Origin of the sequence: Croceitalea sp. MTPC6 (assembly GCF_036985525.1) — a bacterium.
Classification (GTDB): Bacteria; Bacteroidota; Bacteroidia; order Flavobacteriales; family Flavobacteriaceae; genus Croceitalea.
Genome location: NZ_BTGR01000002.1, coordinates 397,012 through 411,639 on the forward strand (window position 1 = coordinate 397,012; position 14,628 = coordinate 411,639).

At 34.9% G+C, this 14,628-nt stretch carries 14 protein-coding genes; 8 read left to right on the forward strand and 6 right to left on the reverse strand.

Going from position 1 to position 14,628, the window contains the following annotated elements; translation table 11 throughout:
• Positions 1–2 precede the first annotated feature (2 nt).
• Entirely contained in the window at positions 3–1,607 is a 1,605-nt protein-coding gene (locus AACP56_RS06230) for a 4Fe-4S binding protein (RefSeq protein WP_339336942.1), read from the reverse strand.
• 6 nt (positions 1,608–1,613) lie between these two features.
• Positions 1,614–2,963: an NAD(P)/FAD-dependent oxidoreductase gene (locus AACP56_RS06235; RefSeq protein ID WP_339336943.1), complete on the reverse strand. Its 1,350-nt coding sequence runs from the start codon at positions 2,961–2,963 to the stop codon at positions 1,614–1,616.
• 237 nt (positions 2,964–3,200) lie between these two features.
• Between AACP56_RS06235 and AACP56_RS06240 the strand changes: the two genes are divergently transcribed.
• The 7 genes from AACP56_RS06240 (at position 3,201) to AACP56_RS06270 (ending at position 10,108) form a co-directional block, all read left to right on the forward strand.
• Positions 3,201–3,923 carry a DUF547 domain-containing protein gene (locus tag AACP56_RS06240; RefSeq protein ID WP_339336944.1) on the forward strand — a complete coding sequence of 241 codons (723 nt, stop codon included), beginning with the start codon at positions 3,201–3,203 and terminating at the stop codon, positions 3,921–3,923.
• A 30-nt stretch (positions 3,924–3,953) separates the two neighbouring features.
• On the forward strand, positions 3,954–4,850 hold the full coding sequence (locus AACP56_RS06245) for a hypothetical protein (protein ID WP_339336945.1): 897 nt from the start codon (positions 3,954–3,956) through the stop codon (positions 4,848–4,850).
• Between the two features lie 48 nt (positions 4,851–4,898).
• A complete protein-coding gene (locus AACP56_RS06250) occupies positions 4,899–5,900 on the forward strand; it encodes a glycoside hydrolase family 113 (RefSeq protein ID WP_339336946.1) in 1,002 nt (333 codons plus the stop codon).
• A 14-nt stretch (positions 5,901–5,914) separates the two neighbouring features.
• The gene (locus AACP56_RS06255; RefSeq protein ID WP_339336947.1) at positions 5,915–6,649 is read left to right on the forward strand and encodes a hypothetical protein; all 735 of its coding nucleotides are present in this window, start codon (positions 5,915–5,917) and stop codon (positions 6,647–6,649) included.
• Positions 6,650–6,712: 63 nt separating this feature from the next.
• Complete coding sequence (locus AACP56_RS06260; RefSeq protein WP_445227703.1) at positions 6,713–7,948, forward strand: POTRA domain-containing protein; 1,236 nt, start codon at positions 6,713–6,715, stop codon at positions 7,946–7,948.
• A 130-nt stretch (positions 7,949–8,078) separates the two neighbouring features.
• Positions 8,079–9,050 (forward strand): hypothetical protein, encoded by a 972-nt coding sequence (locus AACP56_RS06265; protein ID WP_339336949.1) that lies wholly within the window; start codon positions 8,079–8,081, stop codon positions 9,048–9,050.
• 23 nt (positions 9,051–9,073) lie between these two features.
• Positions 9,074–10,108, forward strand: coding sequence for an N-acetylmuramoyl-L-alanine amidase family protein (locus AACP56_RS06270; protein WP_339336950.1), 1,035 nt, complete (start codon positions 9,074–9,076; stop codon positions 10,106–10,108).
• A 5-nt stretch (positions 10,109–10,113) separates the two neighbouring features.
• Here AACP56_RS06270 and AACP56_RS06275 read toward each other — a convergent pair whose 3' ends face one another.
• The 4 genes from AACP56_RS06275 to AACP56_RS06290 form a co-directional block, all read right to left on the reverse strand.
• On the reverse strand, positions 10,114–10,812 hold the full coding sequence (locus AACP56_RS06275; protein WP_339336951.1) for a TIGR04283 family arsenosugar biosynthesis glycosyltransferase: 699 nt from the start codon (positions 10,810–10,812) through the stop codon (positions 10,114–10,116).
• 62 nt (positions 10,813–10,874) lie between these two features.
• Positions 10,875–11,690: a purine-nucleoside phosphorylase gene (locus AACP56_RS06280; protein ID WP_339336952.1), complete on the reverse strand. Its 816-nt coding sequence runs from the start codon at positions 11,688–11,690 to the stop codon at positions 10,875–10,877.
• On the reverse strand, positions 11,687–12,343 hold the full coding sequence (locus AACP56_RS06285) for a TIGR04282 family arsenosugar biosynthesis glycosyltransferase (protein WP_339336953.1): 657 nt from the start codon (positions 12,341–12,343) through the stop codon (positions 11,687–11,689). The genes AACP56_RS06280 and AACP56_RS06285 overlap by 4 nt, the downstream gene beginning before the upstream one ends.
• The gene (locus AACP56_RS06290) at positions 12,288–12,815 is read right to left on the reverse strand and encodes a rhodanese-like domain-containing protein (RefSeq protein WP_339336954.1); all 528 of its coding nucleotides are present in this window, start codon (positions 12,813–12,815) and stop codon (positions 12,288–12,290) included. The genes AACP56_RS06285 and AACP56_RS06290 overlap by 56 nt, the downstream gene beginning before the upstream one ends.
• 87 nt (positions 12,816–12,902) lie before the next feature.
• On the opposite strand from AACP56_RS06290, the gene AACP56_RS06295 reads away from it, so the two are divergent.
• Positions 12,903–14,459: a glycoside hydrolase family 32 protein gene (locus tag AACP56_RS06295; protein ID WP_339336955.1), complete on the forward strand. Its 1,557-nt coding sequence runs from the start codon at positions 12,903–12,905 to the stop codon at positions 14,457–14,459.
• Positions 14,460–14,628 lie beyond the last annotated feature (169 nt).

Here is a 14,628-nt window from a genome sequence, read left to right on the forward strand (position 1 = left end):
TCTTATTTTTTATTCACCAAGGTCATTAAATCTACATCGTTGCCCAATAATACTTGGTTGCTATCAATACGACCTTGCAATGGTCCGTTTTCAAGCTTTAATACCCCTCTTGGGCAAACAGCAGAGCAAATTCCGCAACCCACACAGCTAGAACGAACAATATTTTCTCCTTTTTGAGCATAAGCGCGGACATCAATTCCCATTTCGCAGTAGGTAGAACAGTTACCACAAGAAATACATTGTCCTCCGTTTGTTGTAATTCTGAATTTAGAAAATAAGCGTTGCTGAAAACCTAGGATAGCTGCCATAGGACATCCAAAACGACACCAAACACGATTACCAAATATGGGATAGAAACCAGTTCCTATTACACCAGAAAAAATACTTCCTATCAAGAAAGAATAAGATTTACGTAGTGTTTCTGATTTGAATAAGAACACATTGCCTTCACCACTAAAAAAATGCATTCCTATTAGTACTAAAATGATGACTAGGTATCCAATAGCACCATATTGCGCATCTTTTTGCAATTGTTCTCTTTTAAAAATCATGACAAGAGCAAAAACTGTAGTTAATAAAACGGCTACACCAATCAAAAATGTACTCTTTGTAAGCCAATATTTACTGGTATCTGTTCCTAGGTAAGAATAAATTACAGCAGTAGTCATAAGTGTAACAAAAACCACTACGCTATGTACTACCCAACGTTCTACTTTCCATGCTTTTACAGTTTTATCACTAAGTTGACGGAAAGAATCTCCAGCTGTTTCAGCTAAACCACCACAACCACAAACCCATGAACAATACCATCTTTTGCCGTATTTATAAGTTAAAATGGGACTTATTATAAAAACTGTAGCAATTCCAAAAATTAATAATGCAAAACCTATATCACCAGAGCTCAAAAACCCTTTAATGCGATAACCTTCAAAATTATAATAGTTCAAAGGCCACATATTTTTAAGATCATAGTAGGGTAGGCTACCATCATTTAAAACAGAGCTACCATTTAAACGTGCCATTAATTCAGGAATAATAAATGCAAACCCAGTTTGAAAGAACATGACGCTCATGGTGCGTATTCGTTCATATCTGTTATGACGGTATTTCCACATAAACTTTATACCAAAAGCTAAAATCGCAATGGTATAAAGGGTGCCGTACACAAACCATTGGCTAGCGGGGTTTCCACTTAATGCTCTACTCAATGGGTCAAAAAGTGCAATAACACCTTTGTTATCACCTTTTGCCTCAAGCCCTAAATATTCTGGATAGAAATAAAGAACAATGTAAAATCCAGTTAGTGCTATACCTGCAATCCATCCCCAAAAGCCTTTGCTAGAGATTGATTTAAACCAAACGCCATCATTTTTAATGCCCGGTTCTTTATTGGAATATGCATCCCATGCAAACCAAATTATTCCAGTTGATATCGTAGCCAAAGAAATACTTAACCACAATCCTTTGTTAGGAAAGTTAACATTGAATGCAGAAAGTAAGACTACAGCCAATCCAAAAAGCCCAATTAAAGTCGCTAATTTTTGGTTTCTGCTAAGTGCTGTAGGTGGTTGCCCGGTTAAGGCCATACTTCTATCGTAAGTGCTCATATTGGTCTAGTTGAATTGAAATATTCTTTTTAAACTTTTCTTTTTTGTATTCAATGACTTATTAAAATCAGTATTGAATTTATGGGTAATCTCTTTCTCGTAATTTTTATAGAATTCAGGATCAAAATTGGCATCAGCTAAATGCTCTATCACATAATCAACATCTCGTTCTTCGGTTAGCCATCTATCAAAAATTTCATGGCGCATCCGTATACCAAAAGTGTTGATACCTAAAAATTGATTGTTCTCTTTATGGAAAGAAACGGTGATGCATATTTTTTCTGTTGCGTGTCTCCAATGGAATTGCTCTTCGTAATCTTTTTTGCCTCGAGTACCAAAAACCCAACCATAGGTTTGGTATTCAATATCCAAGAATTTAGCAGAATTAAACCAATGCCCTGGCTTGTATTCCAATTTATTTCCGCATATGGTTTGCGCAACAGTTTCTCCCATCATTCTGCCAGTATACCAAACCGCTTCTATTGGTCTTCTGTTCCCAATAGCTTCATGCTGCTCTGCACAATCGCCAATCGCATATACGTCTTTTGCGTTTGTTTCTAGAAACCGATTTACCTTCACTCCTCGACCTAGTTCAATATCCGAGTCTTTTAAAAAATCAACGTTTGGTGTTACCCCAGCAGTTAAGCCTACCATGTCGCAGGCCAATTCTTCACCCGTCTCCTCTATAATTACAGATTTGACTTTTCCGTTATCATCAGCAACAATTTCCTTAAGATTAGTAGATAATCTAAGGTCTATATGATGTTCTTTTATATGTTCATTAATAAGTTGTGATTCACCTTCGGGTAATACGCCATTCCAAAAACTACTTTCCCTGACTAGAAATGTAACAGGAATATCTCGGCTTCTAAGCATCTCTGCCAACTCAATACCAATTAAACCGCCACCAACTATGACAGCTCTTTTACAAACATCTTTATTAGGAGCGTTAACTTCGAGCAAATCCAAATCTTGCTTGGAATATAAACCTTGAACACCATGTAAATCTTGACCCGGCCATCCAAATTTATTTGGTTTGGAGCCTGTGGCTATAATTAGTTTATTGTAACCTAAAGCTCTAGATCCATCCAGTAAAAGTTTTTTATTCTCGGTATCAACCTCATTAACATAAGCGCTAACAAGCTCAATTCTATTTTTCTCCCAGAACCAGTTCTCGTAAGGTTGTATGTGGTCAAATTTCATATGACCCATATACACATACATTAATGCGGTGCGAGAAAAGAAATAATCGGTTTCCGCAGAAACTATTATTATTCTTTTATCTGAAAGTTTTCGAATATGTCTTGCTGCAGAAACGCCAGCGATACCATTACCTATGATTACAATGCTCTCCATTGACTTTTAATTGGTTATTACTAAGTGTCGTTCTTAAAGGTATGAACTTAACACAAACCCTTAATTTAGAAAGAATTTAAATTTATAAGGTAATTGTAAGGTTATTATATAGAAAACGAACTGGTAAAGCCCTGATTTGTAAAATCTTAAATAATTCATAAAAATTGAAAGTTTGTGTAGGTAGTTTGAAATTGGCACGACTGATGCACCAGATTTTAATCAGCTAAATAATTTAAAATGAAAAATAGAACAGCACTGACCACTTTTATTCTAGCATTCCTATTTCAGTTTGGCATTGCCCAGAATACTACAGATTTCTTTTCAAAAGCAGATACTTTCTTTAAAACTTATGTTAAGAACGGGAGAGTGGATTATAGATCGCTAAAAGAAAACCCTGACTCATTAAACGAGCTGATTGATTTAACTAATGCTATATCTGTCTCCGAAAGTGATAAGGCTACTTACCAAGCTTTTTGGATAAATGGCTATAATTTATCTGTAATCAAAGGGATTGTAGATAATTATCCTATAAAATCCCCTTTGGATAAAGCTGGTTTTTTTGATAAAACTAAACATAATATTGGTGGAAAAAGTATCACTCTAAATGATATTGAGAACAAATTGCTAAGAGGCAATTTTCCTAAAGAGGCTCGATTCCACTTTGTATTGGTATGCGCTGGCTTAGGGTGCCCACCAATTATAAGTAATGCGTATTTTCCAAATATCTTAGATAGTCAATTGCAGAAGCAAACAGAATTGGCATTGAATAATCCAAATTTTATTAAGGTAAAAGGAAAAAAAGTTCAACTTTCTCAACTTTTTGAATGGTACAAAGGAGACTTCACCCAAGGAGGCAAAAGTCAAATCGATTTTGTTAATCAATACCGAAATGAAAAAATTGATTCTGGAGCCAAGGTAGGTTACTACGCTTACGACTGGACCTTGAACGAAATCAAATAATTAAACAACAATCTTTTAAAACAACTAAAAATGAAAAATTTTAAAATCCATATTCTTATGGCTGGGCTTTTATTGTCCACATTTAGCTCAATTGCCCAAGATGATTCTGATGATGGCGGAAGTGTAATTCAAAACCTAACCCCGTCTAAATTAATTGGACAAGGGCAATGGGACCTTAAATTATTCAATAATTTGTATACCCAAAATGAAAGTACCTTTGCTTCTGAAGATGGGATTAGACAAAACTTTTTTACATCTACTTTAGAGGCTTTTACAGGGGTTTCGGCTAGTAAAAGGGTGAACGTAGGAGCTATTTTAGAGTACAGGGCCAACGGAAGAGATTTTGTTTTAGGAGATGGTTCAACCGAGCGTAGAACCACTTCAGGTATTACATCTATTGCACCAGCAATTAAGTTTGTTCCTTTTAAAAATGTTGGAAATTTCTCAATTCTAAGCGCATTTTCAATTCCACTAATAAGTCAAGAACAAGATGATAACGGGGTGTTTTTAGATCAAGATGGGTTTACTTGGCAGAACAGGTTCTTTTACGATTATACTTTTCCAGGAAAAAAATGGCAGCTATTTACAGAGATAAATTCGGAATATAATTTTGGAAAAGATGCAGTACAAAATGCAAACGGTATCACTGTTGAAGGTAGTTTTGCAAACAACAGCCTTCGAGTTACTCCTGGCGTATTCTTAAGCTATTTTCCAAGTTCTAAATTTACGGTTCTTGTTTTGGGACAACATACAGAGCTGATAGATTTGGGCAACAATTTTAGTCAAAACTTTACTGCTTTGGGTGGAGGGGTTAAATATCAATTGACAAAAGAACTTAATATAGAAGGTCTGTACACCAATTTTGTTAGGGGTAGAGATACTGGTCTTGGGGAAACATTTAACATAGGTTTGCGAGCAGTTTTCTAGTCTCTCGCAAACAAAAGAAGTATTTTAGAAGTCTTAATTTTTTAGCTTATGAAAAGATTAGGGCTTCTTTTTTTGTGCCTACTTCAGTTTTCCTGTCTGAGTCAGATTGATGAAAAAATAAACGGGGTAAGCTACGTAGGTTCCCGAGATAAGATATCTCAGACCAATGTTGATCCTGTTGTAAGGGTCAATGCAAACTATGCTGCAATTATGCCTTTTGGGTTTGTAAGAAATCTAAATTCCCCCAATGTAGTTTTTAACACAGATAGACAATGGTTTGGGGAGACTAGAGCTGGAGCCAAGCAGTATATAGAACTGCTCCAAAAGAACAAGATTAAAATAATGCTTAAACCCCAAATCTGGATTTGGCGAGGTGAATTCACTGGTGACATGATTATGGAATCCGAAGAAGACTGGAATACTTTAGAGGAAACGTATAGTGATTTTATATTAACATATGCCAAGCTAGCAGAAGAAACTAAAGCTGAAATCTATTGTATTGGAACGGAGTTAGAGGAGTTTGTAAAAAATAGACCTGAATATTGGCAAGAACTTATCCAGAAAGTCAGAAATATTTACAAAGGAAAACTTACCTATGCTGCTAATTGGGATGAATATACAAGGACACCTTTTTGGAAACAGTTGGACTATATTGGAGTAGATGCATATTTTCCACTTAATGAATCGAAACTTCCAAGCCAATTACAGATGCAAAAAGGTTGGCAAAAATGGAAAGTAAAATTAGAAGAGATGTCCAATAAAGAAAATAAGGATATTCTTTTTACTGAGTTTGGATATCGTAGTATGGATTATACGGCAAAAAAACCATGGTTGGTGGATAGAAATGAGATGGCTGTAAATTTACAAGCTCAAGCTGAAGCCACAAAAGCTGTTTTTGAAGAATTTTGGAAAGAAGATTGGTTTGTAGGAGGTTTTGTTTGGAAGTGGTTTATTCATCATGAAAAATCAGGAGGAATAGAGGACAATCGTTTTACACCCCAAAATAAACCTGCTGAAAATGTAATTAGAAATTATTACGGCGACTATTAAAGAAAAGTCAGCCAATGAAAAGGAAAGGTTCTTTTTTCTTTTTGCTACTAGTTTTGTTTTATTCCTGTAATTCCGATGATACGCCTTTAGAGGTTTTGGTGTCTTTAGAAGAGTCATTGGTTGGCAAAGACTTTGTGGTTGATAATGTTATTGCATGTGCTGCCAGTAATGAAGACCCAAATGTGGTAAGTATTTTTTTATATCCACGTAGCGGAGCTAGTAACATTAATTTTTATCAAACTGAAAATATAGATGTTGATAAAAATGATTTCGATAAATACGTTAGAGGCAAGGGCAATTTAATCGATGTTTTTAATGGTTATCTTTTAAAATATGAAATAGTACCAGAACGAGAGAAATGGGTAATTGTATCTTTTGAAGAGGAAGAAAAGATTCATCTTTCAAATCCCATTAGATTAAAGCAAACTTCAAAACCTACAGAATACTTACCCGAAAATGTGATGGTTCAACCCTCTAACATGCCAATATTTACTTGGCGAGATGGAGTATTTGATGACTCCAAAATATATTTTCATGTAGTTTCAAACGGAAATAACAATTTGCTATCTGGCACTTACACTTTTGATAAGATGTTTCAATATTACAAATTAGATAATGTTGTCTTAAATATTACAGAACAAGAACCTCCTACACTAGAGACTGACCAAAACTATAATTTTACGCTTTTAGCAGTAAGTGAAGATAATTGGGTAAACCTATTTTCTGTAGTTCCATTTAATATTCAGTAGTATGTTTTGGATTATATTTAAAGAAAAAAATTGAGACTCATTTTAAGATATTTAAGCATTATAATGCTGTTGATTTCAATGGGTACAACTGCTCAGAGTAAAGTAACTGATATAAAAATTCAAGGAAACAAAAAGACTAGAACTACATTTCTTAAAAAAATAACTAGACTTAAGGCTGGAATGCCATTGGACTCAACCCTACTTGAGGATGATATTGCTCGATTAAAGCGTTTACCATCAGTGGCGCATGCGTATTACCAAGTATTTCCTGCTGAAGAGGAAAAATCATTTAATGTTTATTATGGAATTGAAGAAAATTTTACCATAATACCTTTTGCCAACATCTTTACTTCAAATAACGATGAATTTGCTTTTAGGGTTGGCTTGCAAGAGTTTAATTTTTTGGGACAGAACATTACGTTGGGAGGATTTTACCAATATGATATCTTTAGTTCGTATGGTGTAAATGTTAGAGCTCCTTATTTGTTTTCCAAAAACTTTGGATTGGCAGTTAATTATCAAGATTTAACAACACAAGAGCCAGTATTTTTAGATGCGGGCACTGCAGACTATAGGTATAATAACGAGTCTATAGAAGTATTGGCATTGTATGAGTTCAATTATAAACATCGTATAGAATTTGGAATAAATTTCTTTACGGAAGACTACCAATATATTTCTGGCACGACAGACCCAAATGTTCCGCAAAGTCTAAATGTGGATAAATACCTCTACAAGTTCATCTATAATTATGATGGAATTGAATATTACTACCAGTATCTATCTGGCTTTAAAAGCACATTAAACTTTCAATATGTGAATAGTGCCAATCTCACGCTTCCAGAATTTGTGATTGGATTTAATGATTTTTCTTTTTTTGCTAGGATAGGTGAGCGTGGAAATTGGGCAAATAGACTGCGATTGGGTCTCGCTAGTAATTTAGAGACTCCTTTTGCACCATTTGCTGTGGATAATAATTTGAATATTAGAGGAGTTGGCAATACAATTGACCGTGGTACAGGGGCAATTGTATTGAATACGGAGTATAGGCACACTTTAATTGATAAAAATTGGTTTGTGCTGCAAAGCAATATTTTTATAGATGGAGGCAGTTGGCGCAACCCTGGTGGTGATTTTGGTGATTTTGCCGATAATCAAAATTTGAGAGTTTACCCAGGTGTAGGAATCAGGTTTATACATAAAGGCATTTTTAATGCTATATTTCGAATAGACTATGGGCATGGTATTACCAAAGACGCAACTCGCGGAATAGTTTTTGGAATAGGACAGTATTTCTGATGTTTTACGTAAACGAAACGTAAGTTTTTTCTCTATATAATCGATATTTTTATACATTTCATCGTTATTTTTTGCATTTCATCGATAATTATGCATATTTGCAGTGCATCCCACGCACTAATTTTTTTAAATGAACAGAATCTTCTCCATTTTATGGCTGCTATGCCCTGTTTTATTAATTGGACAGATAGAACAACATCTTGTTATTGCCGAAAACGGCGATGGTATTTTTTCTATACTAAGAAAGCAAGGATTAAACCCTGCAAAATACTATGCAGAGTTTGTGGAATTAAATAAAGAGAACCTAAGAAATGGAAGCGAGCTACATTTAGGAAGAGCTTATATTATTCCGTATGCAGAAGATTCCTTTAAGAAAACCGCAGTTCAGGTAAAAGCTGATGGGAATGTGGAAGAATCCATATTTAAATCGGAGCTAGCTCAAATATCACCAAAAAGTACCAAGCTAAAGAATGCTGTAATATATCTTATTTCTGGTAACAATCCAGCTCAAACATCTAATGCAGCAAATAAGATTACTAACGAAATTACTTTAAACCTTGCCCAAGAATTAATGGTGCACGGTGCCCAGGTTTACTTGATACAAAGTGAAACTGAAAATAAAGATTTATTCACTCAGCATACAAAAAATACAAATACCGAAGGTGCAATGGCAGATTTAAGCCAAATGCAAGAATATGTGGAAATTATAAACAAGAAGTACTTAAAGCATCAAGGTAAATATCAAAGATTATTAATTACCAGGGTGAACAATGTTATTACGGACACCCATTGTGAGGTTTCTGTATTTCATCATAATTCTAGCGAAAACGGTAGGCGTATAGCTTCTAATATTCAACAAGTATTTAATGAAAACAGTATAGAAAGTAAGCCCTTTAAGGAGTATACAGAGATTTTTACAGATAAGAACAACCTGTACTTGGCTAAAAATGCACTGCCTGCCATAACGTTGATTGAAATTGATAGCGGCGAAAAACCAACTATTGAAGATGTTATTTTGGTAAACTCCAACCAAGAATTATTGTCCAATTTAATTATTAGTGGTGTTCTAAATGATTATGCAGATTTAGAAATTGAAAAATAGCTGTTAGATTTGCCAAAAAAAGCTTGCAAAACCCACTTAAAGCATTATTTCTGTTTTTTACTTTCGCCGGTTGCTTTGCCATTACGGCACAGGATTCACTAAATACTGTCATTGCTGAACAAGGTGATGGCATCTATTCCCTGTTAAGAAAGAATGGAATAAACCCAACTAAGTTTTACAACGCTTTTATTGAAGCCAATAAGGAAAAACTCTCTCAAGAAGAATATTTGAGAGTTGGTGAATTCTATATCATCCCTGATACAGTCCAGTCCAGTAAGGTTGATAAAGTGGATTTAAAGACGCTTAAAGAATACCGAATATTTGGTAAGGATTTCTCGCGTGTGGACTCGTTAAGCAATCGCCTAAGCGGTAACATTTATTATTTGGTTTCTGGCCATGGCGGTCCTGACCCGGGAGCTATTGAAAATTATGACGGTAAGTTAATTGCGGAAGACGAATATGCATATGATATCACCTTGCGTTTGGCAAGAGAATTAATTTCTCATGGCGCAGAGGTTACCCTGATCATAAAAGACGAAAATGATGGTATCAGAGATGATAGGAAATTGGAATTAGATACTGATGAGGTAGCTCACCCAAACCAAGAGATTCCACTAAACCAGTTGGCTCGCCTAAAGCAAAGGGTTAAGGCCATTAACAAGCTTTATAAAGAAAACTTGGGGAAGTATCAGCGCTTATTGGTAACCCATGTGGATAGCCGTAGTAAAGGGACCAATATAGATGTGTTCTTTTATCATCATGAAAAAAGTAAGAATGGTAAGCGTTTGGCAGAAAGCATTCATCAAACTTTTTTGAAAAAATATGCCAAGTTTCAACCCAATAGGGGTTATCAAGGTACTTTCGAAGACCGTAGTGGTCTTTACATGGTGAAGAAAACATTGCCTGCAATGGCATATATTGAGGTTGGTAATATTCGAAATAAAAAGGACCAAAGACGTATTCTTGACCCAGATAATCGCCAAGCATTGGCCAAATGGATTTCAGAAGGAGTTATTCTAGACTATGAATCCTCTAAAACATTCTCTGAGCAGGACTAAAAAGATTATGTCAATAGTTTTTTTGAATAATAGGCATAGAGCTCATCTGGGCTAGCGCCTAAATAATTTTTTAAGTGAATCATTCCAAAATGGAATTGAACTTTTAACCAACCTTTCTGGCGGTATTTTCTTGCTGACGTAATAACATAGTATGGCAAAACAATAAAATTAGTTTCTTTATAAAGACGGAATATAAACTCACTATCCTCGTAAATAAGATATTTTTCATTAAAGCCGTGATTCTTTTCAAATAAGGTTTTGGTAATAAAAAGCGATTGGTCACCACCACGGCACAATGTGTGATTGATTCGTGATAGCCATCCAAAAAACCGCAAGAAAGGATTCTTGGAATCAAACCGCATTCTAAAACATCCAGTTTCAGCCCCAGAATTATATGCCTCTACTATCAATTTATCAAAATTCTTTGGAGGAAAAGTATCAGCATGCAAAAAATATAAGATATCACCTGACGCTTTTTTTGCGCCAAAATTCATCTGTGCAGCTCTACCTCTCTTAGAGGAAAAGACGCTAACCTTATAATCTTTTAAAACATTCAAAGTGGCATCGGTACTGCCACCATCAACCAATAGAATCTCGCAGGTATATTTTGAATTAATGCTCAAAATGTAATCAAGTAATTTACCAATTCCAGTAGCCTCATTTAGAACGGGGATTATGATGCTTATTTTGGGTTCTTTAACCATGATCATTACATATAACTATCCAATTTAGGTAGTAAAGAATTGCTAAAGCTTACAGCAAAAAACTAAATTTCTTTAATTAATTCTTTAAAGAGTTTAATCATTTTGGGCTCTGTTTTTCCAGCTATCTCAATAATCTCTTGAATATTTACTGGCTGTAGGTTATCTGGATCACATTCGTCCGTTAATACAGATACGGCAACTACTGGTAACCGTAAATGGTTTGCGACAATAACCTCTGGAACTGTACTCATTCCAACTGCATCCGCCCCTAAAATTTTCAGCATTCTATATTCTGCCTTGGTTTCTAATTGTGGACCAACAACAGAGGCATAAACTCCTTTTTGCAACGAAATTGACTCCTTTTCAGCAATTTTTTCAATCTTTTGTCGCATCCCTAAATCGTAAGGTTCCATCATATCAACAAACCGATCTCCAAATTCAGCTACATTTTTGAAAGCTAAGGGCGAACCACCTTGTAGATTTATATGGTCTTCAATGAGCATGATATCACCTTTTTTGTATTCTAGGTTAATGGCACCAGCAGCATTGGAGATAAACAATTGTTTAATGCCCAGTTGGTGCATAACACGAATAGGGTAAGTAACATCTGAGAAATCATATCCTTCATATAAGTGAAAACGACCTTGCATAACAACAGCTTTTTTACCAGCTATTGTTCCGTAAATAAGTTTTCCTGTATGAAATTCAACCGTGGCCAACGGAAAGTAAGGGATATGATTATAATGGGCTTCGATTGGATTTTCTATTTCATTGACCAATTGGCCTAGACCTGTACCAAGAACAATCCCTATCTCTGGAGCTTCAAATCCTTTAGTTTTTAAATGTGCTACGGATTCATCTAGTTGTTTTTGAGTCATTTTTCAGTTTTTAAAAAAGGTTGAAAGGCATTAATATCCTTAATGTCTTCGTATAGATCAACATCATTTCTTGTGGGTAATGTAGTAAATTCTTTATCCTCCAAGTCCTTCAAAGTATGCTTTAATACATTTCCTGTGCCCCACGCTTTATCATGGAATAATTGTCCGTGAAATACGTTCATTCCCAATAAGTAATACCCACCATCTTCTGCTGGACCAATTACAAAATCATGTTCATCAAGTTTTTTAAATGCATTTTCTAGATTTGTCTGCGAGAGGTCGAACATATCACTACCAATAATGCATATTTTTTTATAACCTGCCTTAAAACCTTCACTAAAAGCATTGGACATACGTTCACCTAAATCTATTCCGTTTTGCAGTTTTTTGGCAAAGGATTTGTTGTCCCAGACATCATCTTCCCAGATTTCTTCTGAATAAAAAACTTGTTTATCCAAATTAAGGTTCTGGGTTATTGATACTGTATGCTCCAATAAAAATTTATAAATATCCAAGGCTACTTTATCACCAACTGTTGCCGCCAATCTGGTTTTGCATTTTCCTAATTCTGGATTTCTTGTAAAAATTAAAAGAAGGTTATCTGAAGTTTTCTTCAAGGGCTTTTGGTTTGGTATTATAAATTTTTTCGGCATTGGTCAGTAATTTCCCCCAATGCTTACTAAATGCATGTACTTTTTCTGTTCTGTTTTTTTGGCTGTCAAAAACGTGGTTTCCTTTATTTTTCCACTCAAAGATTCCCCCATAAAGGTTTTTTACATTGGTATAGCCAGCTTTCAATAATTTTTCGCCAATGTTTTCTGAACGAACCCCAATTGAGCAGTACACTACAATAGGTGTATTTTTATCTGGGATAATTTTATATACGGAATCAATTTTGAACTTTTTGTGACCTACCCAAACGGCATTTTTAATGTTACTAACCTCATATTCTTCAATTTTGCGAGTGTCCAGCAGAGTGACATCATTATTTGATTTTAACTCGTCTACAGAGATATATTGCACTGTATTACGATTGAATTTTTCTAGGGTAGCTTCAATGCTTTTTTGAGAAAAACAATTTGTGTAGAAAACACTGGTTAACAGTAAATAAATTACTATACGCACATCAGAAATTTAAGGGGTAAAGATACTATTTTAAAAGGACTGAATTGGTTTTTGATTATATTGTAGGGATATAGATTGAGTGAAAAGATGAAAAAAATAACGCTATCTGTCCTTGCAATTTTAATACTATCTGGGTGTAAAGAAAAAGAAGAATCAAAACTAGATATGGGTTTAGAAACGGTAAATTCGGCTTACTCTGAAAAATACCGCCCACAGTTCCATTTTACCCCAAAGGAACATTGGATGAATGACCCCAATGGATTAGTATATAACGATGGTATTTACCATCTTTTTTATCAATATTATCCCGATGCCACAGTTTGGGGACCAATGCATTGGGGGCATGCAGTAAGTAAAGATATGGTGCGTTGGGAACATAAGCCTATCGCTTTATACCCAGATGAGAAAGGATTTATTTTTTCTGGAAGTGCTGTAATCGATAAGGAAAACACCTCTGGATTTGGCAAAGATGGAAAAGTACCCATGGTTGCAATCTTCACGTATTTTAGGTTAGATATTGAAAAGAAAGGTGGACTAAATACGCAAACGCAAGGAATAGCTTATAGTTTGGATAATGGTGATACTTGGACAAAATATAGGGGCAATCCCGTAATTGACAACCCCACCTTAAAAGATTTTCGTGATCCAAAAGTTTTTTGGCACAAAGAGACTAAAAGCTGGATAATGGCCTTGGTTGCTGGCGACCATGTGAAATTTTATCGCTCTTCCAATTTAAGGGAATGGGACAATATCAGTGATTTTGGAAAAGGGCAAGGAGCGCAAGGAGGAGTTTGGGAATGCCCAGATTTATTTAAACTAAAAGTTGAGGATACCAATGAAGAAAAATGGGTGTTAATTATTAGTATTGGTTCTGGTGGGCCTAATGGCGGTAGTGGCACACAATACTTCATAGGCGATTTTGATGGCACTACTTTTATATCAGACCAAAAAGATTATAAATGGTTGGATTGGGGTACTGATAATTATGCTGGAGTAACTTACAATAATGTACCTAACAATGATAGAATTTTTATAGGTTGGATGAGCAATTGGCAATATGCATTGACGACCCCAACAAAAAAATGGCGCAGTGCAATGACCATCCCAAGGAAATTAAGCCTAAAAAAATATGGAGACAGCTATTTGTTACTGAATTATCCGATGGAGAGTATAAATGATTTGATTGAGAAACCAAATTTTGAAGACATAAGTTTAGAGGCAAATGGACAAAAGGTATTAAATTATGATAACCTCAATCAAACAGAAGTGTCCTTCATAACAGATTTAAAGAATATCAATCTCAAGTTCGAAAATACCAAAGGAGAGTTTGTTTCTATTAAGTTTGACCCCGTTTCTAAATTAGTGATTGTTGATAGAACTAAATCAGGAAAAAAAGATTTTCAACAGGATTTTGGGAATAAACTACATTATATGGCAATAAATGAACTGCCCCAAGAATCATTTGAAGTGCGGATTCTTATGGATACTTCTTCAATGGAGCTATTTATAAATGACGGACAATTTGTAATGACAGAACAACTTTTCCCAAATGAAAATTACACGAAGTTGAATATAGAAAATAATGAAGACTCAATAGTTATGTTGAGGGATTTTGGCATAGCAAAAATCTCCACCATATGGTAGGGCGATGATTAGTTAAGGTATTGTAGTAAGCTATTCATTAAGAGTACAAAAGAAATCATAACGGTGGCATACCAAAATACATATCCCAATTTTTTGTCTATAGTGTTCATCTGGTAGAATTTTGTGTTTGTTCTCGGTTTTTGATGATTCTAAATTATAGAGAAAGGAA